This is a genomic window from Flavobacterium polysaccharolyticum (assembly GCF_038739875.1).
Classification (GTDB): Bacteria; Bacteroidota; Bacteroidia; order Flavobacteriales; family Flavobacteriaceae; genus Flavobacterium; species Flavobacterium polysaccharolyticum.
Window position 1 is genome coordinate 1 of sequence record NZ_JBCGDP010000027.1, and the last position, 24,243, is coordinate 24,243.

General features: G+C 34.1%; 20 protein-coding genes. 5 read left to right on the forward strand and 15 right to left on the reverse strand.

The features are described 5' to 3' along the window. Positions 1-237: 237 nt before the first annotated feature. From WFZ86_RS18525 to WFZ86_RS18535, 3 genes are all read right to left on the reverse strand, one after another. On the reverse strand, positions 238-1,332 hold the full coding sequence (locus WFZ86_RS18525; RefSeq protein ID WP_342693319.1) for a hypothetical protein: 1,095 nt from the start codon (positions 1,330-1,332) through the stop codon (positions 238-240). Between the two features lie 61 nt (positions 1,333-1,393). Continuing rightward, entirely contained in the window at positions 1,394-2,902 is a 1,509-nt protein-coding gene (locus WFZ86_RS18530; protein ID WP_342693320.1) for a sulfatase family protein, read from the reverse strand. A gap of 38 nt (positions 2,903-2,940) precedes the next feature. Further along, entirely contained in the window at positions 2,941-4,374 is a 1,434-nt protein-coding gene (locus tag WFZ86_RS18535) for a hypothetical protein (protein WP_342693321.1), read from the reverse strand. A 1,552-nt stretch (positions 4,375-5,926) separates the two neighbouring features. Here WFZ86_RS18535 and WFZ86_RS18540 point away from each other — a divergent pair. Further along, a complete protein-coding gene (locus WFZ86_RS18540) occupies positions 5,927-6,568 on the forward strand; it encodes a Crp/Fnr family transcriptional regulator (RefSeq protein ID WP_342693322.1) in 642 nt (213 codons plus the stop codon). 28 nt (positions 6,569-6,596) lie between these two features. On the opposite strand, the gene WFZ86_RS18545 is transcribed toward WFZ86_RS18540, so the two are convergent. Further along, positions 6,597-8,060: an aminoacyl-histidine dipeptidase gene (locus WFZ86_RS18545; RefSeq protein WP_342693323.1), complete on the reverse strand. Its 1,464-nt coding sequence runs from the start codon at positions 8,058-8,060 to the stop codon at positions 6,597-6,599. A gap of 115 nt (positions 8,061-8,175) precedes the next feature. Here WFZ86_RS18545 and WFZ86_RS18550 point away from each other — a divergent pair, with 115 nt between their 5' ends. From WFZ86_RS18550 to WFZ86_RS18560, 3 genes are all read left to right on the forward strand, one after another. Beyond that, positions 8,176-9,258, forward strand: coding sequence for a DUF3810 domain-containing protein (locus WFZ86_RS18550; RefSeq protein WP_342693324.1), 1,083 nt, complete (start codon positions 8,176-8,178; stop codon positions 9,256-9,258). 192 nt (positions 9,259-9,450) lie between these two features. Beyond that, positions 9,451-9,951 (forward strand): RNA polymerase sigma factor, encoded by a 501-nt coding sequence (locus tag WFZ86_RS18555; RefSeq protein ID WP_159683336.1) that lies wholly within the window; start codon positions 9,451-9,453, stop codon positions 9,949-9,951. Then, positions 9,951-10,583, forward strand: coding sequence for a hypothetical protein (locus tag WFZ86_RS18560; protein ID WP_342693325.1), 633 nt, complete (start codon positions 9,951-9,953; stop codon positions 10,581-10,583). Before WFZ86_RS18555 ends, WFZ86_RS18560 begins: the two co-directional genes overlap by 1 nt. A 35-nt stretch (positions 10,584-10,618) precedes the next feature. Here WFZ86_RS18560 and WFZ86_RS18565 read toward each other — a convergent pair whose 3' ends face one another. Together WFZ86_RS18565 and WFZ86_RS18570 are read right to left on the reverse strand one after the other, a co-directional pair. Next, a complete protein-coding gene (locus WFZ86_RS18565) occupies positions 10,619-11,428 on the reverse strand; it encodes a lysophospholipid acyltransferase family protein (protein WP_342693326.1) in 810 nt (269 codons plus the stop codon). A 110-nt stretch (positions 11,429-11,538) separates the two neighbouring features. Next, entirely contained in the window at positions 11,539-12,186 is a 648-nt protein-coding gene (locus WFZ86_RS18570; RefSeq protein WP_342693327.1) for an NUDIX hydrolase, read from the reverse strand. An 85-nt stretch (positions 12,187-12,271) separates the two neighbouring features. Here WFZ86_RS18570 and WFZ86_RS18575 point away from each other — a divergent pair, with 85 nt between their 5' ends. Further along, positions 12,272-12,712: a DUF4268 domain-containing protein gene (locus WFZ86_RS18575; RefSeq protein ID WP_342693328.1), complete on the forward strand. Its 441-nt coding sequence runs from the start codon at positions 12,272-12,274 to the stop codon at positions 12,710-12,712. 96 nt (positions 12,713-12,808) lie between these two features. Here WFZ86_RS18575 and WFZ86_RS18580 read toward each other — a convergent pair whose 3' ends face one another. From WFZ86_RS18580 to WFZ86_RS18620, 9 genes are all read right to left on the reverse strand, one after another. Further along, positions 12,809-13,210, reverse strand: a complete 402-nt coding sequence (locus WFZ86_RS18580) for a hypothetical protein (RefSeq protein WP_035717258.1) — start codon at positions 13,208-13,210, stop codon at positions 12,809-12,811. Positions 13,211-13,232: 22 nt separating this feature from the next. After that, on the reverse strand, positions 13,233-14,177 hold the full coding sequence (locus WFZ86_RS18585; RefSeq protein ID WP_342693329.1) for an NAD(P)H-dependent flavin oxidoreductase: 945 nt from the start codon (positions 14,175-14,177) through the stop codon (positions 13,233-13,235). An 11-nt stretch (positions 14,178-14,188) separates the two neighbouring features. Next, positions 14,189-15,805 carry a S8 family serine peptidase gene (locus WFZ86_RS18590; protein ID WP_342693330.1) on the reverse strand — a complete coding sequence of 539 codons (1,617 nt, stop codon included), beginning with the start codon at positions 15,803-15,805 and terminating at the stop codon, positions 14,189-14,191. 264 nt (positions 15,806-16,069) lie between these two features. Beyond that, positions 16,070-17,245, reverse strand: a complete 1,176-nt coding sequence (mnmA, locus tag WFZ86_RS18595) for a tRNA 2-thiouridine(34) synthase MnmA (RefSeq protein ID WP_342693331.1) — start codon at positions 17,243-17,245, stop codon at positions 16,070-16,072. A gap of 68 nt (positions 17,246-17,313) precedes the next feature. Then, positions 17,314-18,015 carry a toxin-antitoxin system YwqK family antitoxin gene (locus tag WFZ86_RS18600; RefSeq protein ID WP_342693332.1) on the reverse strand — a complete coding sequence of 234 codons (702 nt, stop codon included), beginning with the start codon at positions 18,013-18,015 and terminating at the stop codon, positions 17,314-17,316. A gap of 151 nt (positions 18,016-18,166) precedes the next feature. Beyond that, entirely contained in the window at positions 18,167-20,071 is a 1,905-nt protein-coding gene (yidC, locus tag WFZ86_RS18605; RefSeq protein WP_342693333.1) for a membrane protein insertase YidC, read from the reverse strand. A gap of 89 nt (positions 20,072-20,160) precedes the next feature. Further along, on the reverse strand, positions 20,161-21,774 hold the full coding sequence (locus WFZ86_RS18610; RefSeq protein ID WP_300978573.1) for a CTP synthase: 1,614 nt from the start codon (positions 21,772-21,774) through the stop codon (positions 20,161-20,163). A 173-nt stretch (positions 21,775-21,947) separates the two neighbouring features. After that, on the reverse strand, positions 21,948-22,178 hold the full coding sequence (locus tag WFZ86_RS18615; protein WP_342693334.1) for a DUF3820 family protein: 231 nt from the start codon (positions 22,176-22,178) through the stop codon (positions 21,948-21,950). An 8-nt stretch (positions 22,179-22,186) separates the two neighbouring features. Next, positions 22,187-24,133, reverse strand: a complete 1,947-nt coding sequence (locus WFZ86_RS18620) for a PBP1 and LysM peptidoglycan-binding domain-containing protein (RefSeq protein ID WP_342693335.1) — start codon at positions 24,131-24,133, stop codon at positions 22,187-22,189. Positions 24,134-24,243: the final 110 nt, after the last annotated feature.

Sequence of the window (24,243 nt, forward strand, 5' to 3'; positions counted from 1 at the left end):
GAATACATCCAGAAAATAATAATAAAAAAACATGGCAGAAGAGCAGTAAGTGTTTTCAAGTATGGATTAGATTATTTGTCAAAATTTCTTTTGACAGGATTTAAATCTTTGGAAAACAATATGTTTTACTTTTTGTCATGTACTTAACTATTTTTGATAATATTTCAAACGATTAGCCTCACATCAACGTAAGGGTTAGAAATAAATCGTAATCATAAAGTAGGTAACTTGAAAAAGTTATTCTATGATTGTAGCACAATACGAAGAAATAACTGTTCCTGTTTCGTCGCTGCTTTTTGAAACATAAATACCCAGTACATTATCTAAATAAACAGTATTGGCGCTCGTTATTTTTACATCATCTCCGGGATAAGCAATATCTTTCCATTCAGCCAGACCAAAAGTTCCGTTTTTGTTTCGTTTCACTGTAACGAATGAAGCGCCTTCTTTAGCACCTTTTGACCAATCACCGGGCATGTTGTACCCATCATTCGTTTTGTTTATAGTGATGCCTTCAAAATGCACATTTACTGTAGGAGTGATTTCGTTATGATAGCTAAAGAATTGCAAGTTGTTGAATGTTTTGGTGCTGGAATCATAGTCAACCAGAAAGGCTTGTGATACAGTATCTCCAATTTTACGGGCTGAATTACCTCCGGCCATAGTGTAGCTGTTGCCTCCATTATGCCAAATACCATATAAGGTAGGAGCATTTAAATCGTCTATAATAAAGTCGATACATTCTTGCGTTTTGATATCATAAACAAAGGCATTAACATTAATCGTATTTTCATCTGCTGCATCAGATTGGTAATTTCCAACAGCCAGCCCGCCCATAACACTATGCATGAATACATTTTTGTTATTTCCGTTATTAGGTGTTACAGTTCGCCAGGTACCGCTGCCATCTATCGGGCCGTTATAATAAAAACCAAGATTGTTTTTTGGACTTGAACTTTTAATATATGCCCCCACAATTTCTATAGTACCATTTTCGCCATTGTTTGGTCCATAACAGGAAGTATTGAAAACAATATCATCGTCATCATCTTCGAGTTTATAATGTAGCAGATGCCAGTTTTCGAGCTTGTTTGCATCTTCTAGTTTGCCTTTATAAATAAATCCCTGCCAGATGTTTTTGACTTCAGTCTGCACTTCCTGAGGTAAATCAACACCAACCAGTCCCCCAGAAATATAGACTTCATGCTGTGATCCAGATACGGCTCTGATGCCTTCAATTATGGTGTGTCTTGATGTTAGGCCTAGTGAGGGATAGTTAAAAGGGATATAATTAACCCCTTGTACGATTGTATTACTTCTTGTATGTGACATAATGTTGGTATTTTATGAAAAAATATTTATTCTGCTATACTATTTGATTCTTATTCACTGTTTAAGATGAAGGAGTATTTACTCTTAACTTTGCAATTTCGAGATCATGTAATTGTTTTGCTAATTCCTGTTTAATTGCATCGTAATCAGGATTATAAGCAAGATTAGTGTATTCTGAAGGATCATTGACCAAATCATATAGTTCATATTGCTGAAAATAGGCATTAAAGGCATCAAAATAATAGGCATATTTCCACTTTTCAGTTCTAATACAGCGAATACGATTGGCCGCTTTTACAATGTTCCAATTACTATTTGATCCTGCTTTTATATCATCATAAGTAAACAGGATACTGTCTTGTATTGGTTTTCCGTCTTCAATAATTGGAAGTAAACTGGTTCCTGCAAGTCCATCAGGCGGATTTGAAACATTGGCTAATTCTAAGAAAGTAGGCATGATATCAGCAAGCGTGGCTAAGTTCATCGAATTTTGTTCTTCAGGCTTATCAAACAAAATTGGGTTTGAAATGACCAGAGGTACACGCAGGGCTTCCTCATAAGCTACAAAAGTTTTTTGACGCAATCCACCATGTGCTAATCCCATTTCACCATGATCCGATGTAAAGGTTACAATAGCAGTATCTGCCAACCTTTCACCGTTTGAATCTTCTTTATATAATTCATCAATAAAAAAACCAATCTCTTTATCCACTTTAGTTAAAAGGGATGCATAAAAGTTGATATAATTTAGTTTGTCTTCTGTAGAATTAATTTCACCTAAACTAACAGCCATATTTAATAAAATCTGTTCCTGCACCATTGGCTTTTTATTAAGAAGCAAATGTTCATCAACAGTATCCGGTAGTCCAACCTCTCTTTTTAACCAGCTTTCGGGATAATATCCAGAGGTTCCGGCTGTTTTGGGATACGCAAGAACATCATGCGGATTTACGAGAGACAATACCAAGAGGTAAGGCTGATGATGACCATTTTTGCGTTTCTCTTTTACTTGCTTTAAATAGGCAATAGCTTCTGCAGTATATTTAGCATCATGATTAGCAAATCCACCGCCAAAATTAAGTGGGTTAACGTCTTCTCCCGCATCAGGAGCTACCCAGCCCATAGCACCATACAATGAAATATCGGCTGCGGTAAGGTCTTCATAATTTGTTTTGGTCCCGTTTGGAGCCACTCCTTTACTCATGTGCCATTTACCACGGTACTGCACATCATAGCCATCTGCCCAAAGCGTATTCATTATATTAGGCAAAGAAGTACTAAGTGTGGGCTCCTGAGGAGATAATAAACCACCTTCTGTAAGTGTTTGGCTTACACCATGTTTTGCAGGATAAATACCTGTAAACAAAGTTGTACGACTGGGAGAACACATACAAGTGTTGCAAAAAGCCCTGTCAAAACTAAAGCCATTTTTCTTAAGAAATGTAAGTGTCTGAAGGTTTTGCTTTTCCCATCCTGGTGGAAAATGCTGGGTTGCCCGTTGTTCATCAGTTATGATGAGAATCAGGTCAGGTCTTGGACCTATACTTTTTAATTTTTGCTTAAAAGTCATTTAGAATAAGTTTTAAATGATAAAAAAAGTTCGTTATTTTATTGCTTAAGAAATATACGATTGAAAATTCCAGTATTTACAGATCCGCTTGTCGCTGTACTACAAAGATATACGTCATCATTCATACCTGGAAAAATAATCCCCATAGTAGTCTCTAAAACATCTGGAAGTTCAATATAAGCTAACTCCTCTCCAGTTGAAAAACGTAATACAACAAAATTATCATGACCATTTCTAAAATCATTAATATATAAATGATCAGTAGAAGTAACGATAGCTGGTGATGCGCTTACAAAATAATTTCTCTCCCATACTTTTTCTACAATTCCATCGTCATAGAGCATGTAAGCCGCAATTTTTTCATCGGTAGGAGTAAATGTAATTATTAAACCTTGATCCTTATTACTATAAGGATCTCCACTTACTTTCCAAAAGTTAACCCCGGGAACATTACTGACTGCATCATGTGGTTGCAAAAATGTTGTAGGATTATAAACTGAATGAAGAAAAAAATGAAGCGGTTTGGTAATATATTCACCAGGAGCAGAATTGTCAGGAAAAACAACATGATTTTTCATAAAAAGTGTTCCGTTTGCCCAAGTAGTACTGTAATCATCTTTATTTCTGTAATCGGCTGTCCATTCAGAATCCAAAATAAAATCATTATCAGTAATAAGAAAACGACGTGATTGTGAAAGCGTTGGCATATAAGCATATGCAACACCAGGCAACGGCTCATCCAACATTAATCGAGCTGATTGCACTTCTATAAATTTCGCTACAATTATTTCAAGTGTGTCGGGATCAATTTGCAATACCCAACCATTTCCAATATCACTGGAAGTAAAACATTTGGTAATGATTCTTCCATTACCAAGAACCAAAAGACCATTATAAATGGTTGATTCAGCAAGCCCTGGTTTACCTTCAACGAGCGGTAATTCTAGAGTTTTAAGAATTTGCATAGTATCTGGATCAATCTTGTAAAGAATAGATTGTGCTTGAGCATATACAAATCCATTACTATGCATTAAAGCACCTCCTGGATAATTTACTGAACGATTACGACCTAGACTAAGTTCAACTATATCGGTAGCAAGCGTTACAGGATTAATTTTAGCTATATAAGCATAATGTTTACGATTACTTATTATATCTTCACTTGGATCAGATGTGACGTAAGTACTATGAGTCATATACATTTTAGTATAAGTATCCATAAGATATGGTGTCCCCCCCATAATAAATAACTGATTTTTATCGCGAGTATACCCTGTAAATGGCTGATCCAAATTAATAGACTCATTAACAATTGATTGCTTATTAAAATCAGCAGGTAATCCTCCAACAGCCGTACTTTGTGTACGCCATATATCAGCATGTTCTAACGGCCATACAGTATTGTAAAGTCCTGCGCCTGATCGTGTATGCAAAATCAATTCATTATCACTAACATTTCTATCATTTGACATAATTCTATTTTTTAAATTTGAAATTAACAAACCTTTTTTATGTATAACTTGAGTTTCCTCATTCTTAAATAAAATTAAATCAACTTGATATTTTGTATATCATCTGTGACAAACAAATTAAAATTTACTTTATGCAATTATGTTTTTGAAAATCTATATAATTCAAAAAAAATATACTTATGTGCTACATGAAAGCAATTCACTTGCATTAATATTAACTTACATTACTACTATTTATAGTGAAATAGCTATAAACTTAATCCTAGTAATTATATATCTCATTTATTTAAAACTAATATCTAAAAAAAAAGTATTCTGCATTAACGTATAAATACCTGTTTTTTTTAATGTACTAAACAAAATGCAGCCTACAATTACTTTATTATAAATCAAACAATTATAATTACATTTTTGACATAAAAAATCAACCATATCTTATATTCAACATAAAAAGAGAAAAAACAATAAATATGACACAAAATTTTATTATATATTATTTCAAAATAGTTCACGTTTTAAATTTCAAAAAAAGTGTGAAAAATTAATACTAATTTTCTAGTGCTTGAAAAGAACAAAAAAATCTAATAATGAATATCTAAATAGTATTGAATTGGAATACTACTAGACAAGAACATATTTTTCCTAAAATTCAAAAAACTATACAAAAAACAAACAAATTCCTTTCTTTTACTAAAAAAACCAACTAATTCCTTCTGCTCTTCCCCCTTTGTTTAGCATTTATTTTTTTATTATTTAAATCTAAATGCTAATTTTTTATGAAGCTCTCAGTCAACTTGTTAAAATTGAGATTCTTATTTTAACAAAATGTTATTTAGACTAAATTCACTTAAAAAATCATATTCGTAACTAAAAATGATTTTGATTAAAGTAAAAACAAAACGAGCAAGCCATTACCCCAAAAACACTATGTATTTATGAATTTAATAACATTAACGATAACCTTTGAAAAACTTAAAGTGTGACATATATCAACAAAAAAAAGTGATTATCGTCATTTATAATTTATAGCAAGTAGGAGTAGATTTGTAAAAACACTAAACAAAAATGAACCTCTCCCCACATCATGAAAATGATTTTATAACTATAAAAACATTGATGAAATCAAAAAAAATAGAAATAAATAAAATCAGACAAGTAAAAATAATTGAAAATAAAACCTTCTACTATGTAAAACACGCAATTCTCATTACTTACATTACAACCCTTATCATTTGTTTTATATTCTTCAAAATTCATTTTAACGAGATACAGTGTTTTTTTATGATTTGTATTTTGATTTTTTTATTGTTTTACCTGCTTCGTGTAAGAATAGTTTATGCCCAAATCACAGACCATTCAAAATCACACAAGGTTATTTTAACAAAAAATAATAATAGAAAAATATACCAATTGATAACCCAACTAGAAATATCCCATTTTAAAAAAAATATTTCTAATAAATAATAAAATCAATGAACCTAAACAACCCCAACTACCTACTTTTCATTGCTATAGTTTATGGTTTTATTGTTTTGAAAAAACATAAAAAAAAATGAAAGAAATATTATATTCCCATTTCGAAAATTTTATTGATTTAACAGAATATGAGTTTGAATATATTTATTCGCATCTTAAAATAAAAAAATACAAAAAACATCAATTTCTTTTCCAGGAGGGAGATGTTGTGTCCTTTGATTATTTTATCATTAACGGCATTGTCAAAACCTACTTGGTTGATGTTGATGGTAAAGAACGCATTATCGACCTATCGTATGACAATCTATGGATTAGTGATTATCCCAACTTATTTGAACAATCAGCAACTAATTTATTTGCTAGCTGCATAGTAGATACGCAAGTTTGCTGTCTATCCATAGATGATATAGATAAACTTAGCGAAGAAATACCAAGTATCCTGAAGTACTTTCGAATGCGAGGAAGACAAGGAATAATCAAAAGAGAAAAAAGAATCACTTCTTTATTAATGCTAAACATAAAAGAGCGATTGGAAATGTTTAAAAGTGATTTTTCGCCAATTTTCAACAAACTACCCAAATCAATAATAGCGTCTTATATAGGTGTTTCTAGAGAAACCCTAAGCCGTTTAAATAAAAAAAAAAGAAATAATACCCTTTACCCATACCCATTTCTTTCTCTACAAAAATCAAGAAAAAAAGACCTTATTTTGCAATAAGGTCTTTTCTATAATTATCAAATACCGATTATTTTAAAGGTATTGAAGCTAAAATTTCTAAGAAGAATTTCCAGAATTTTTGAGATGAACTAATACTTGCTCTTTCGTCTGGAGAATGTGCTCCGTGAATCGTAGGTCCAAAAGAAATCATATCCATTTCTGGATAATTGGTGCCTAAAATTCCACACTCTAATCCTGCGTGACAAGCCACTACATTAGGTTTAGCATTATTTTGTTTTTCATAAATACCAACCAACACATCCAAAATTTCAGATTTTGGATTAGGCGTCCATCCCGGATAAGCTCCAGAAAACTCTACTTCGCAACCCATCAATTCAAAGGCAGAGCGTAAAGCATTCGCCAAATCCATTTTGGAAGACTCTACAGAAGAACGTGTCAAACATTGCACGGTTAACTGCCCCTCGCCTACCATTACTTTTGCAATATTGTTAGAGGTCTCTACTAAATTGTCAAAATCGGCACTCATACGATACACGCCATTGTGAGCCGTATACATCGAACGCACAAAATAAAACTGCGCTATAGAAGGCATTACTTTGGCAGGAACCTCGGTCAGCTTTTCAAAAACAATTTCTAAGTTAGGCTCAGTCGTTTTGAACTCTGTTTTGACCTCATTCACGATTTGTTGCATATCAAAAACAAAGGCTTCATCGTATACTGCGGCAATAATCACTTTGGCCACACTCTCTCTTGGAATGGCATTACGCAAACTTCCTCCAGCAATTGAAGCAATTTGTAATCCAAAGTTATCAAACCCATCAAACAACAAACGGTTCATTATTTTATTGGCATTCCCCAAACCTTTGTGAATATCCATACCCGAATGTCCACCTTGCAGTCCTTTTAGGGTAATACTATAGCCAACAGAACCTTCTGGCGTATCCTCTTCATCGTATTCGGCTGTTGCGGTTACATCAATACCACCTGCGCATCCAATGTCGATTTCGTCATCTTCCTCGGTGTCTAAATTCAATAATATTTGACCTTGTAAAATCCCGCCTTGCAGGTTCAAAGCACCAGTCATTCCTGTTTCTTCATCAATTGTAAACAAGGCTTCAATGGCTGGATGTGGAATATCAGTACTTTCTAAAACAGCCATAATAGCCGCTACACCTAAGCCGTTGTCAGCTCCCAATGTCGTTCCCTTAGCACGAACCCAGTCACCATCAACATACATTTCAATGCCTTGGGTTTCGAAATCAAAAACGGTATCGTTGTTTTTTTGGTGTACCATATCCAAATGGCCTTGCAACACGATGGGTTTACGGTTTTCCATTCCTGGAGTAGCCGGTTTGCGAATGATTACATTTCGGATGTCGTCTTCAAAGGTTTCTAACCCCAAGCGATTCCCAAAATCTTTCATAAATTGGATTACTTGCTCTTCTTTTTTAGAAGGACGTGGTACGGCATTCAAATCAGCAAATTGATTCCAAAGTGCTTTAGGCTCTAAATTTCTTATTTCTTGACTCATTGTTTTGTCTTATTTTAAAAAATAACAGTGTAGAATAATAATTCTTCAAAGTTACAAAGTTTACCAACTACTTATTTAGGTAATGCAATAGTATTTATATTTACATTAAAAAAAATTGAAAAGAAAACACCTTTTACCGCTATTCCTATTATTTCAAATTGTACTACTTAAAATCATTCGATTTTTTCCAGAATTCATCGAACGATGGTACAGTAACGGCATTTACATCTTTATCTCGAATAGTTTGAGAATCAGTCTAGGAAAAGTTCCTTTTTCGTTTGGAGATGTTTTGTATGGTTTGCTAATTATTTGGGCAATTCGTTGGTTTTGGTTCCTCAAAAAAAATAAAACAATCCAAAGTTTAGCACCACGACAAAAATGGAAAGCCATATCGCTTTCTATTTTAAATTTTTTATCTGTAGTTTATTTTCTTTTTCATTTGCTTTGGGGACTCAATTACTATCGAGAACCGCTGTATGAAAAAATGAAAATTGAAAGAGAATATTCAGATGCAGATTTAGCATTTTTTACTCAAAAGCTAATTGCCAAAACCAATGCGATTCAGTTGGGACTAATGAAAGACAAAAATCGTAAAGTAGTTGTTCCTTATTCCAAATCTCAATTGTTTGAAATGAATAGAAATGGCTACCAAAACTTGGCTCTTGAACATTCGATGTTTCAATACAGCCATTTGAGTATTAAGAAATCACTTTTTAGTATTCCGCTGACGTATATGGGATTTGGTGGCTATTTGAATCCATTTACCAATGAAGCACAAGTGAATAGTTTGGGACCTTTGTATAGTTTTCCGATGACTGCGAATCACGAAATGGCGCATCAAATAGGTTTTGCAAGTGAAAGTGAGTGCAATTTCATTGGTTTTTTGGCTTCGATAAAAAATAAAGATGCTTACATTCAATATTCAGGATACAGTTTGGCTTTGCGCTATTGTTTGCGAAATTGGCAAGCACGAGATGAGAAGAAAATGGCCCTCTCTTTAAAAACAATACATCCTGGCATACTAGCCAACTTCAAGGAAAGTGAAATCTTTTGGCAACAGTACGATACTTTTATCGATAAAGGATTTCATATTTTTTACGACAACTTCCTAAAAATGAACCAACAAAAAGATGGAATGGAAGGCTATAGTAAATACGTAGATTTGATGGTGAATTATTTTAAGCAGCATTCGTTGTAAGTCTTATTTCTTATGAAAACAAAACACGTAAAATAGCCCCGATAGTAGTGAAAATCCTTTTATGGCAGTGTTTGCCATAAAAGATTGTAACGGATAGCGGGACGACTCGTTTTTGTATTCCAAAAAGTTGTGCTCATTTAAAAAAATATTTTTATTTGTAACAAAAATCAGTTTTGAACCACTAATAGCTATATGTCCGATAATTTAGAACAATCCTTTGTATCGCAATTGCAGGCGAACCAGAATATCATCCACAAGATTTGTAGGTTGTATACTTCTGGTGAGGACGCGCATAAGGATTTGTTTCAAGAAATCACCATTCAGTTATGGAAAGCTTTTCCCAAGTTTAGAGGAGACAGTAAGTTCTCTACTTGGGCCTATCGAGTCGCGCTAAACACAGCCATAACCTTGTATCGCAAAGACAAACGCTCGGTCGCCACAACTGAATTTGAAGCCAGACAACATTATACTCCAGAGGTCGAATATGATTATGAAGAGGAAGAACAATTAAAATTAATGTACCAAGCCGTGTACCAATTGAACGATATTGAAAAGGCATTAATTTTTATGTATCTAGAAGACAAAGATTACACCGAAATATCCGAAACATTAGGGATTAGCGAGGTTAACGCAAGAGTTAAAATGAACAGAATTAAAGGAAAATTAAAAAAAATACTAAATCCATTAGCCTAATGAAAGAACTGGATTTGTTAAAAAAAGATTGGCAAAAGAACGATGCTTCTTTTGAACAAGTGACCGAAAAGGACATTTACAAGATGATTCATAAAAAATCTTCTTCGATTGTGAAGTGGATTTTGATATTGAGTGTTTTGGAATTGGTGTTTTGGTTTGTACTTGGCCTTGGAGTAAATATTGATGACTATTTCAAGAAAATGAAGCATGAAGAACTGACCATTTATTTCACAGTCTATAATTTTGTTAGTTATATAGTTTTGTTTGTTTTCATTTATTTGTTTTATAAAAATTATAAAATCATATCCACGACTGCTTCTACGAAACAATTAATGCTAGACATCATCAAAACAAGAAAAACAGTTAACTATTATGTTTATTACAATCTTGGTCAATTAGTATTATCGTTGTTTATTGGTTTTTATATTGCCTTCAAATACAATCCAGAAACAGTTGTACTTACTGATAAAATAGGCAGCAATTTTACGGTAATGATCATTACTTTCTCAATCTTAATAATTTTTATTATATTGATATTGGGAATTTTTTGGTTATTCTATCGTTTGATTTATGGTAGATTATTGAAACGTCTATTGGACAATTACAAAGAATTGAAGAAAATAGATTTATAAAAAAAGCGGTCAAAATTTTGACCGCTTTTTTTATATTAATAATCCCATTTTCGCATTTTATCGAGTTCTTTTTGAGCTTCCAATTCTTCCGCAGGAATAACTTTTAAAAAGGAAGGATGCTGCTCGATTGCGTATTCTACTTTTTCTACAATCTCTTCAATTGTTTCGTTATCATAATCAATTTCTAAAGGTTCTTTGATGATGAACGATTGCAAGATTCCCTTCTTTTTTAATCGCAAGCCCTTTTTGTCAAAAGAACGTCTAAACCCATCAATTACTATTGGAACTACAATAGGTTTATGTTCTTTGATGATATGCGCAGTTCCTTTACGAACAGGTTTAAAGGACTTTGTTGTTCCTTGAGGAAACGTAATCACCCAGCCATCTGCCAAAGCAATCTTGATATTCTCCGTATCATTAGGATTTACTTCTCTTTTTTCAGTAACGTCTTTTCCTTTGGATCGCCAAGTTCTTTCTACAGTTATTGCACCTACATAGGCTAAGATTCTTGGAAGTAATCCCGCACGCATAGTTTCTTTGGCAGCAACATAGTAAATGTTCATTTTTGGTTGCCACAAATAACAAACGTTTTTGATGGTATCATCTCTTCCGCTTAAACTCGCGTTAAACACATGAAACATAGCTACAACATCGGCAAAATAGGTTTGATGATTGGAAATAAAAAGCACATTAGTGTCTGGTAAATTACGAATGACTTCTGAACCTTCAATTTGCAATTCATTGAAACCACGATACCTTCTATGGGTAACAACACCAAAAATTCGGATTAACCATTTCTTTATAAAAAGTATGTGACCAAAAGGATTCCTTTTAAATAATCCCATAATAATTCTTTTTTGAAATTGGAGTGCAAAGATACGACATATTTTCTTAACGTTTAGAAAACGCTAAACTTGCAATAAATTTACAATAAATCAAGAAAAACAGCACTTATTTATGATTTTTTAAGTACAAAACGCAAGACTTCTTTTAACTCACTCAGCATCATAGCCGTAGCCCCCCAAACTATATGTTCCTTAATTTTGAATGCAGGAATTGCAATATTAGTAGCATAAGAAGTTGTTAGTTTCGTCTCATGTAAAAGCGCATCACTTAAAAAATCAGACAATGGTAATTCAATTATACTCGCCACCTCTTTCGGTTCTAATACAAAATTTAGGGTCTCTTTTGCAATTCCTAAATAAGGATGCACTAAAAAATTACTAGGCGGAATATACAAAGGTGAAAAAGGTCTGATTACTTTTATTTGCTCACGCGAAACTCCAATCTCTTCCTCGGATTCTCTCAAAGCAGTAGTTTCGTATTCCAAATCTTCTTTTTCAAACTTACCACCAGGAAAAGCAATTTGAGCCGAATGAACGCCTTCATAAGAATTTCTTTCAATCAATACCAGATGCGTTTGCTCTTGTTTGGGGTACAACAACATCAAAACCGCAGCTTTTCGAGGATTTTTATCTGCATAACTAAACGCTTTCAACGATTCGATTCGTTCTTTTGGTGCCATTTTTATATGTGAAGCAAAAGCAGGAAGCGGAGCCTCAAGTATTTGAGGGATATATTGCTGAAAATCTTGAAAATTCATAGGTAAAACTTATTTTTGCAAGCATTCAATAAATATACTATAGTTTTGTTTGGAATACAAACCAAACTTTCTAAATTCAATTTAAATGTACAGTAAAGCAGAAAATCAACGGTTAAAACACGATTTTTGGGTGGCCTTCGCCGAGAAATACCCAAGAAAATGGGTATTGTATGATACAAAAATTAAAGATTTCTCTTTTAAATTTTTTGCAGATAATAAAAAAGCCCAAGTACTCATTGATATCGAGCACCGAAATGATGACTTACGTTCTCAATATTTCGAAAAATTCGAAGCTTTGAAAGCTATTTTGGAAGATGAATTCATCAAAGATTTGGTCTTCGAAAAAAACTATACTTTAGAAAATGGAAAAACCATCAGTCGTATTTGGGTAGAAAAAAGTGGGTACAGTATGAGTAATCGCAGCCACTGGGAATACATTTTTGACTTTTTCTTCGAAAAAATGAATGCTTTAGAACTTTTCTATCTCGAATATGATGAGTTTATAAAAGACATTGAAAAAGAATAAGGGCTTTTGGTTTGTGGTTTATAGTTTGTTGCGTCTAAGCAAATTACTATCCACTAGAACTAAGGACTAAGAACTGAAAACTAAAATCACTATTCACTAAATATTATACAAATAAATCCTATTCTCATAGTTGATATACAACTGCTTGCGATTCCCTTGTTGTTTACGGGTAATAATCATCAAAGTACAAGCATCGCCATTTTCATCTTTGCATTCAAAAGAGTAAATAATATCTGTTTTGTTTTCTTCAATTTCTGCATATGAAAGAATGTTATACAATTGAAGCATTGGGGTGTAGACTACAATTCGATGTTTAGAAGTATCTAACGTAATTGGGATATTGATTAAATCCAATTCGGACCAATCTCCCCATTTTCCCTTCTCATTTTTCTGCAAAACACTATAACCAGAAGTTTGAAACTTATAGGTTTGAGCGTTCGACAGCTGAAAACAAAAAAATAGGACAAAAGACAAAAATAAAATAGTAGGTTTTGACATGAGGAGGCGTTTGGGGTTGGAGTTAAAATTGGAGTTGTCCGATTTCAATTTGGGCTTGTTTGAACTCGGCAATCATAGTATCTATTATTTCTTTTACAGGTTGAATCTCGGTAATTAATCCCGCAATCTGACCAATTTCTAATTCGCCCTCGACCAAATCACCTTCAAACATCCCGCGTTTGGCTCGAGCTCTACCTAGCAATGCCACTAACTCTTCTTTGGTAGGACATTTTGCATACAATTCTTGTACATCATTATAAAACTTATTTTTTAACAAACGAACAGGCGCTAATTCTTTTAATGTCAATTGGGTATCCCCTTCTTTTACATTCACAATTACTTCTTTAAAATTATCATGAGCTGAAGATTCTACCGAAGCAGCAAAACGACTTCCTACTTGAACACCATCGGCGCCCAAAGCCATTGCCGCAAGCATTCCCCTTCCTGTGGCAATTCCGCCAGCAGCAATCAATGGAATGTTTATTTTTTGCTTCACCATCGGAATCAAAGTTAGTGTAGTCGTTTCCTCTCGCCCATTGTGCCCTCCAGCTTCAAAACCTTCGGCAACAACAGCATCTACTCCTGCTTCTTGTGCTTTCAAAGCAAAGACCGAACTACTTACCACATGCACCACTGTAATTCCTTTTTCTTTCAAAAATGCGGTCCAAGTTTTGGGATTTCCAGCTGAAGTAAAAACAATTGTAACACCTTCTTCTACTATGATATTCATTATTTCTTCCACATTCGGATACAACATCGGAACATTGACACCAAAAGGCTTATCTGTGGCTTTTTTGCATTTTTGAATGTGTTCTCTAAGTACCTCAGGATACATAGAACCAGCACCAATGATGCCTAATCCTCCCGAATTACTAACGGCGCTTGCCAATTTATAACCACTGTTCCAAATCATTCCTCCTTGAATAATTGGATATTGAATGCCAAAAAGCTTTATAATTGAATTCATTGAATTGTAAATTAATATTTGATGATTTTTCCTTGAGCAGAAAAGCTTTTCCCCTGAATAGTGTACAAGTATACGCCATTCCACAAGGTTTCTACAGAAAAAGAAGGTGTTGATTTTGTAAAAGGGACCTCCATTATTTTTTGTCCCAATAAAGAATAAATAGTAAGCTGCACCTCGTCTACTGTCGAAGGTAAAGTCACATAAACAGTTCCCTTGGCAGGATTGGGATACAACGAAAATGAAGCATTCTGAATGTCTATTGTCGCTAGAAGTCCTTTATTTACAGCCGCACTAAAATCAGGAATTCCATAGCCTAGTTGCGGCGTTGGAGTCGTATACTTATCCGAAGATTGGATAATCAAATCTCTGATTTCTTTATTGGTTTTATCGGGTAAAGCTTGCCATAAGCACGCCACAATCCCAGCCAAAATTGGACTCGAAAAAGAGGTTCCATTGGCTGTACCAATATTTCCAAATTCATCCGAAACTACAGAAGCTTGTCCTTGCGCCATCACTTCTGGCTTAACCCTACCATCAAACGAGGGACCAATCGAACTAAAAGAAGCTCTGGACTTACTGGCTGTTACTGCTCCAATCGTAAGAACAGAAACTGCATCTGCTGGAGCAGCAATATTGGGATTAGTTGTGTTCCCTGAATTTCCCGCAGAAGCCACCACAAGCATACCTCTACTAAAAGCAATCTCGGCTCCTCGGCTAATAAATGTTGTGGCGCCATTCATGTCGGCGTACGTATAGTTGTACTTGGGATTATCAAAATCAAAATACCCCAACGAACTATTAATGATATCCACACCCAAACTATCTGCTTTCTCTGTAGCTTCTACCCAGAGCGTTTCTTCAATAGGATTTTCTGAAGCATCATTCTCAGTAACAAAAAGATAATAAGACGCATCAGGAGCCGTTCCTACCAAAGCTTGATCTTGATTCCCGCCCATAGTCGAAAGCACCAACGTACCGTGATTGTCTCCAGTATAGTAATTCGCACTTCTATTTACATAATTATAACCACCCAAAATCTGATTATTATCTCTCAATTTTTTAAACGGCAATTGAGTGTCCACCCCAGGAAATCCAGCATCTAAAACCGCTATAATTTTACCGCTACCCGTGTAATTTTGTTGATGCAATAAATGCCCATTCAACATCTGAATTTGATTAGCTGAAGTGCCATAATTATACGTAATTGCGGTGTTGTATTTTTTTTGAACCTGCTGTGATTTTGAAGTAACAATTGTTTTTCCAGTCGTATTTAAGGTCTTATCCGCGAAGCTGATTTTAGCAACAAAAACTAAATTTTTAAGGAAAGTAATGTCCGCTTGACTACCGCGAACATGTAACGCATTTAGCCATTTTGATTGCCCCATGACAGTGATTCCCGCCGACTCTTTTACCGCTTTTATATACGAAGCCGGAATCGGAACATCCTTACTGTCAAAGGCAATTTTTTGTCGCGTTCTTCTATCAATAGCCCGTTGTGAAAGCATCAATTGAGGATTGTCCAAATAGTTTTGAACATTGGTTTTATCACCAAAATACACCCAAGCATCTTGTTGTGAAAAAACCAAAAAAGATTGGAATAAGAAAAATAAAAAAACTATTTTTTTCATGCCGAAATGTACTCAAAAAATCATTATAAATTAAAATTTTAAGTATTTTTAGGAGCACAAAATTTGGGATTTCATCACGTTTGGTCCCGCTGTCCTTCCTATCTTTTTATCCCGAAAAAGGATAAAAAGGATATTCCCTCCCATCGGGGCTAGGCGACACTATCTTTTTTTCAGAAGATTTTTTTATAGTTTTTACTAAAGACCAATCACTAAGGCCTAAGAACTAATCACTAAGGACTAAGGACTAATTACTAAGAACTAAAACTAAGCTATAACCCCAGAACCTAACAATTCGTCCTCTTGATACCAAGCCACAAATTGTCCTTCAGTAATAGCCGACTGTGGTTCATCAAAAATCACATACATTCCTTTTTCTTCTTGATGTAACGTAGCTTTTTGCAACGGCTGACGGTAACGAATTCTCGCCATTACTTCTTTAGACTCACCCACTGACAAGGCTAAATCGGTACGAATCCAATGTGTTTCAGAGGCATCAATAAACAGTCCTCTTCTAAACAATCCAGGATGATTGCTAGATAAACCAGTATAAATTGTATTGGTCACCACATCAGTAGCAATAACAAACAAAGGCTCTGTTGTACCGCCAACGTTAAGCCCTTTTCGTTGACCCACCGTAAAATAATGAGCGCCTTGGTGTTTCCCAACTACCTTACCCATTTCTGGAGTATAAGTAATTTTATGAGACAAAGAATCAAGAGTCTCAGTTTCATCAGAGGATGAATACACACTGTGATTTTTGTCTATTTGAATAATTTGACCTTCTTTGGGTTGCAATTTTTGTTGCAAAAACTCTGGCAAACGTACTTTCCCAATAAAACACAAACCTTGGGAATCTTTTTTCTCTGCGGTAACCAATTCCATTTCGGCCGCTATTTCACGAACTTGAGGTTTTGTTAATGCACCAATTGGAAACAAAGATTTAGCCAACTGTTCTTGCGACAATTGACATAAAAAATAAGATTGGTCTTTGTTATTATCAGCTCCTGCGATAAGGTGATACAAGGGTTTCCCGTCTATTTCAGTAGTTCGCTTTTGGCAATAATGTCCAGTAGCAACATAATCTGCTCCTAAACTCAAAGCAATTTCTAAAAAAACAGCAAATTTAATTTCGCGATTACACAATACATCAGGGTTTGGAGTACGTCCTTTCTCATATTCACTGAACATATAATCCACAATTTTTTCTTGGTATTGTTCACTAAGATCAACTGTTTGGAAAGGAATCCCTAATTTTTCGGCTACCAATAAAGCATCGTTGCTATCTTCTAACCAAGGGCATTCATTGGATATCGTTACTGAGTCATCGTGCCAATTTTTCATAAATAGCCCAATAACTTCATATCCTTCTTGTTGCAACAAATAAGCAGCAACACTAGAATCTACGCCTCCTGATAGACCAACAACCACTCTCTTTTTCATCAAAACCCTTTTTTAAAATAGGGTGCAAAGTTACAAAACATTTAGCACAGAAATTATCTAAGCAAAAGTTAATTCTTTTTTCGCTTAGTAAGGCCTTCAGGATAGCTCATGTTTCGCTTTTTAACCAACTTATCTTTTTCGTAAAATTCCCAAACACCTTCTTTTTTACCCAATACAAATTTTCCTTTGGAAGCAATAAAACCATTAGCATCTCTAAAAATTGAGAAGCCATTATACTGTCCCTTTTGATAAATTGTTTCTTCTAAAACGATACCTTTATCAGAATAAATTTTGCAACTCCCGTGTTTAAGTCCATCTACGTAGTGAGTTTCTTCAGCTACTTTACCATCAGGAAAATAAACCGTTCTCAATCCTGACAATTTCCCTTTTTCATAAAATTCTTTGGTCATTATCTCTTTCGAATTGAAGTGATAATAAATCCATTCTCCTTCAAAGAGTTTATTAACCACCTTGCCTTCACTTACCTTAAACTTATTTTGATTGTAAAAAATAGTATACGCTGAATTGTCTTTTTCGTTAAACTCGCGAGTGGCAATCACATCTGTTGCTTTCGTATCATCAAAATATTTAAAAACACCTACTTCTTTACCGTGAGAAAAAGTACCTTCATAACGCAACCTTTTGGATTCTTCATAATACCCTCTCCAAAGTCCATTTTTCTTTCCATCACTATCAACTTGATTAGTTATCGTGGTTTGTGCTACCATAACTGAAACTTGCATAAATAAAATCAAAAGCCATTTATTCATAATCATGTTTGTAAAATTTATATATAAAAAATTGTATTGCTTTTCAAAGTAAAATTAACACAAAACGGGAAATTTTAATCATTAGTGTTATCTGTAAACAAAAAACTTCCGTTTAGACGGAAGTTTTTTGTTTACAGATAATCTAAAATAATTATTTTTTCTTTTGTTGAGCCGCTTTTTGAGCTTCAGCTTGTTCCATTGCTTCTTGTAATTTGCGTTGGAACCTTCCTTGTTTTTTAGGCTCTTTCAACTTGTTTTCTTGGATTTGAGCGTGAATTTTATCTCCATCGATAAAATATCTTTTGATTACCAACATAATTAAAATAGTAACCAAGTTGGAAATAAAGTTATACAAACTCAAACCTGCTCCATAACTATTGAAGAAGAATAACATCATCAATGGTGATACATAGATCATAATCTTCATCATTTTAGCCATATCTGGCATACCTTCTTGTTGTGGTGCAGCCATTTGTTGATCGCCAGATGTCATTTTCATATAGAAGAAAATTGCAATCGCTGCCAAAATTGGAAACAAACTAATATGATCCCCGTACAATGGAATATGAAACGGTAATTTTACAATTTCGTCAAAAGAAGACAAATCATCTGCCCATAAAAACTTTTGTTGTCTTAACTCAAAAGCTGAAGGGAAAAACTGAAACGAAGCCATCAAGAAAGGCATTTGTATCAATGCTGGTATACAACCTGCCATAGGATTGACTCCCGCTTTGTTGTACAACTTCATTGTTTCTTGTTGCTTTTTCATTGGGTCTTTTTTGAATTTCTCACCCAATTCAGCAATTTCTGGACGCAATACTTTCATTTTGGCTTGTGACAAGAACGATTTGAAAGTAATAGGCGACATTGCCAATTTGATTAAAATGGTAAAAAGAATAATCGCAATACCATAAGCTATATAAGAACCTAAGAAACCAAATAAAGGCACGAAGATAAAACGGTTGATCCAACCGATGATTCCCCAACCTAAAGTGATGATTTTTTCTAGATTTTGATCGTAACTAGCTAAAGTCTTATAATCAGATGGCCCTAAGTACCAGTTTAATTTATAATCTAATTCACCATTGGTAAAAGCCAAAGGTAAGTTCGCTTTGAATGATTTTGTAAAAGTAGTATCAACTTTTTCATCATTCATAAGATTAGTAGAAACCAATTGTGCTTTCTCAAAAGGTGTTTTTGAAACTAAAATTGAAGTAAAGAAATGCTGTTTGAATGCAATAAATGTAGGCTTTTCAAGAGTTTCTTCTTCTTTAGCACCTAATCCAGCATAATCAACTTTACCTTCTTTATGTTCAAAATAAATCTCAGTATATTTATTTTCATAAGAAATGCTCTTTTCATTTCTGAAAGCTTTCAAATCCCATTCTAAATCCAAAGGTTTAGCTGTATTCAATACTTGGTTCAAGCCTTGAGAACGTACATCAAAACCAATCATATAATCGTTTGGTTTCACTACGTATTTATATTCTAAAAACGAATTCGGACCTGATTTTAACTTCATAGACAACACTTGATCAGCTCCTATTTTGGTTAAAGTAGGTTCGAAAAACAAATCTTTGGTATTCAATGTTCTGTTATCATTGGTTTGCAAAACAATATTCAAATTAGCATTATTGTTTTTTATCAATTCTACCAACTGACCAGACCCTTTTTTGAATTTTTCAAAGTTTTTCAAAGTTGCCTCAGCGATATAACCACCTTTATTAGCAATTTTTAATTTTATCACTTCATTTTCAATCGTAGTAAAATCATTTTTTGCAGAAGGCAAAGTCGCAGAATAAGCAAAATTTCCTAATGTTTTTTGCAAAGCTACCAATTGAGTAGAATCGCCAGTGGCTACTGCAACAGTTGCTTTTTCAACTGCTTTATTTGCCAATTCTTTTGCTTTTTGAGCTTTCAAAACCAATTCTTTTTGGGCTTTTTCAGCCGCAACAACTTTAGGATCGGGTTGGTTTTGGTACATAATCCAAACCAAAATTCCAAAAATCAATATAAAACCGATAATTGAATTAATGTCAATCTTTTTTTCTTCCATTATTATCTATGTTCAAAATTCAAAACTGAAGTAGTTTACTCCAGTTTAGTGTTAGAATACAACTTAAATGCTTTGTTACAACTATTGTATTATTTCTTTTTGGCTTTTACTGCTGCGGCAACAAAACTCACAAAAATTGGGTGAGGATTCGCAACCGTACTTTTATACTCTGGATGGTATTGAACACCTATAAAGAAAGGATGATTTTCAATCTCAACGATTTCTACCAAACCAGTATCAGGGTTCACTCCAGAAGCAATCAAACCAGCTTTTTGCAATTGCTCTACATAAGCACTATTGTACTCATAACGGTGACGGTGACGCTCAGAAATCTCGGTTTTACCATATATTTTGTGTGCTAATGAGTCTGGTTTTATTTCACATTTCCAAGCTCCTAAACGCATTGTACCTCCTTTATCCGTTACTGTTTTTTGGTCTTCCATCAAATTGACAACCGGATGAGGCGTATTCTCATTCATTTCAGTAGAATTGGCGTCTTTGTAACCCAAAATAGTTCTTGAGTATTCTATAATCGACATTTGCATTCCTAAACATATACCAAAAAATGGAATGTTATTCTCACGAACATAACGCACTGCTTCAATTTTACCTTCAATTCCTCTTTCACCAAAACCTGGTGCTACTAAAACCCCATCCAAACCAGCTAATTTCTCAGCAATATTTGAAGGGTCCAAATGCTCTGAATGAATCGAAATCACATTTACTTTTGTTTCATTCGCTGCTCCTGCGTGAATAAAAGCTTCCAAAATAGATTTGTAGCAATCTTGCATTTCGACATATTTCCCAACCAAACCAATATTTACGGTATGCTTAGGATTTTTTAAACGTTTCAAGAACGTGTTCCAATTTTTTAAATCTGGAGCTGCTTTTTTAGGTAAGTCCAATTTCTTTAAGGCTACTACATCTAGACCTTCTTCCAACATTAAATTAGGTACTTCATAAATAGTAGAAGCATCAATAGATTGAATAACTGCTTCTCTTTTTACATTACAAAACAAAGCCAATTTGTTGCGAATATCATCTGCGATTTCGTGTTCTGTTCTACAAACTAAAATATCAGCTTTAATTCCGCTCTCCATCAATGTTTTCACAGAATGCTGAGTAGGTTTAGTTTTCAATTCCCCAGCTGCTGCTAAGTAAGGAACTAACGTCAAATGAATAACAATAGCATTATTTTCACCTAAATCCCAAACCAATTGACGAACTGACTCGATGTATGGTAAAGATTCAATATCCCCTACAGTTCCACCAATTTCAGTAATCACAATGTCATAATCGCCTGACTTACCAAGCAATTGCATTCTATCTTTAATTTCGTTGGTTATATGAGGAACTACTTGAACCGTTTTTCCTAAAAATTCCCCTCTTCTTTCTTTCTCGATAACCGAAAGGTAAATTCTACCCGTAGTAACGTTATTCGCTTGAGAAGTAGGAACGTTTAAGAAACGTTCGTAGTGACCTAAATCTAAATCTGTTTCGGCTCCATCATCGGTTACGTAACATTCTCCGTGCTCGTAAGGATTTAGCGTTCCTGGGTCAACATTAATATACGGATCGAATTTTTGAATAGTCGTTCTGTACCCTCTTGCTTGTAATAATTTCGCCAATGATGCCGCTATAATTCCTTTTCCTAATGAAGAAGTCACACCGCCAGTAACAAAAATATATTTCGTTTGATTCATTCTGTTGTTGTTTGTAATGTAGTTGTGTAAAAAAACGTGGCAAAAGTACAAATTTAATTGGAATACTTACCCGCTTCAATCGGTAGATTTTTAGAATTTAACCACAATAAAAAAGACACCTCAGGATTTAGAATACTAACTAAAGTATTGCTCTAATTCCTGAAGTGTCATTTTTAAGGTTTAGGATATTTCTTTTTTATATTCCGAATTAACTCTTCTAATCCGTTGGCTTTTAACTCATAAATTAATTGTAGTTGCTCGCCTAAAATACCTTTAGGAAAGCCTTTATTTCTGTACCAAACAATATAATATTCTGGGATATCAATAAGATACCAACCTTCGTATTTTCCAAAAGGCATTTTAGTGTGTGCCAATTGAATCAAGTGTTTTTGATTTTGATCCAAAACAATAACTAATTGGCTTGCTTGATTGTCATATCCGAATCGTAATACAAGATATAAACGCCTTTATTCGTATACCCGCCATTTTCTTTTTTGTAGTATTCAAAACGGTTTTCTACTTGTTCCGTTGCAGCACTTTCAATAGTTTCTTGAAACGTTTTGTCCTGAGCCATTCGCATTAGTGTATCAAACGTAAGATCAAAACCTCTTGTTGCAAATGAACTAGGATATACTTTGTTTTCCTTACGGTATTTTTGTTCAAATATTCGGGCTTCATCCGTTTCATTTTCACGAGTTGCCGATGGATACATCAACTTTAATTTTACCAAATTATCAAATGAAATTTCGTCTGTATCCAAAGTAGGATTAGTTTCTAGGGTAACTAATTGTACTTTGTAGGTTTTCATTACAGACAACAAAGTTGCTATAGTTGCTTTGATCATCATGGTACTACCCGTTTCAATGATAACATAATTCATTTTATCTTTTTGCAACAAACCTTTCAACGCCTCAGCATTTACACCACCAGTTGGAGTAAGTGGTGCAATTTTCACCTCTTTTTGGAACTGATTAAAATAGTTTCGTGCAGATTCTTTTTTCTTATCTACAACTGCAATTATATTCCCTTCCTTGCTTTTCATGAAATCAAAAACAGCATTTTTAATTACATCGGCCGAAACAATAGATTGATATAAATTTGGAAATGCTTTTCCAGTCTCTTTTGATAATGGCGAAATTACCGCTACATCAGTCCCGCTAAGCAATTCAGCTGTTTTCTCTACGTTATTTTGATAAAACGGACCAATAACAACTTGAGCATTTTCAACATCATTACTTTTAATTATAGAAGAAACCTGAGAACTCATTTTGGTCTCTTGAGAATCAAAAACCTGAACATCCACATCAATACCTAATTGCTTGGCAGAATCTACAGCAATCAAAGCACCCGAATAAAAATCCAACGTCATGTTTAAAAACTTGTCTTTCTTTAAACGTTCAGTTGTTGAATTAACAGTGTCATTGGCAATTTTTGCAATATTGAAAGGCAACAACAAAACCAGCTTTTTTCTGTCAGCGGCATTTTGTTTGCTCAATTGAGTAATGCCTTTTTTAGCTTCTGGTTGCGTCATCAGTTTTACAGCTGCTGGTAACTTAATCAACATTCCTTCCTGAACACCATTTTTCAATTCAGGATTTAAAACAATCAACTCTTCTTGTGACAAACCTGAAGTTTTAGTCAAACTATACAAGGTTTCTTTTGGTTTAACAGTATAATTTTGCACATCAGAAGACGTAGATTTTGAAGTAAGTTCTTTTTTATCCGCGACATCCTCAATTTCTTTTACTTCTTTAGCACGATTTCCCTTAATCAATAAATTAAATCCAACTGGAAGATTGGCTACCACTTCTGGATTTTTTTTCTCCAATTCTTCAATGGTGATATTGTATTTCTTGGCAATCGAAAACTTAGTTTCTTGAGGTTGTACCAAATGAAAAACGGGAGTTACAGTTTTCGGAGCAGTAGTTGTTGTAGCTTTAGTCACAACACCATTCGGAATAACGAGTTTTTGTCCAATTTGCAAACCGTCATTTTCTAAAAAAGGATTCGCTTTGAATAAAGTCGCTTCGGTAACATTATACTTTTTTTGGATTCCGAATAAAGTCTCTTTTGGGGCTACCTCGTGCGTTACTTTTTTAGACACAACCGTTGGGCTAGTCACCGTTTTAGACTGAACTTTAGCTCCTGCTTTAGGTATTAGTAAAAGCGTATTTTGGCTAATTCCTGCTTGAGCATCTGGATTCAATTGATAGATGTCGTACGGACTTACTTTGTACTTCTGAGCAATTTGTGCGATGGTTTCGCCTTTAGCTACTTTATGAGTGCTTGCTTTGTCTTGAGCAAACAAACTTCCTATAAAAAACAAACCACAAAGCCAAATCTTACTATAATATTGCATCCGAATAAATTATAAATTAGTACCGTTCAAAGATAGCAAAACGGCATCAAATTTTATTCCAAAATCTGATACCGTTTTCGCATTAATTATTGTAATTTCTCTTAAAAAAA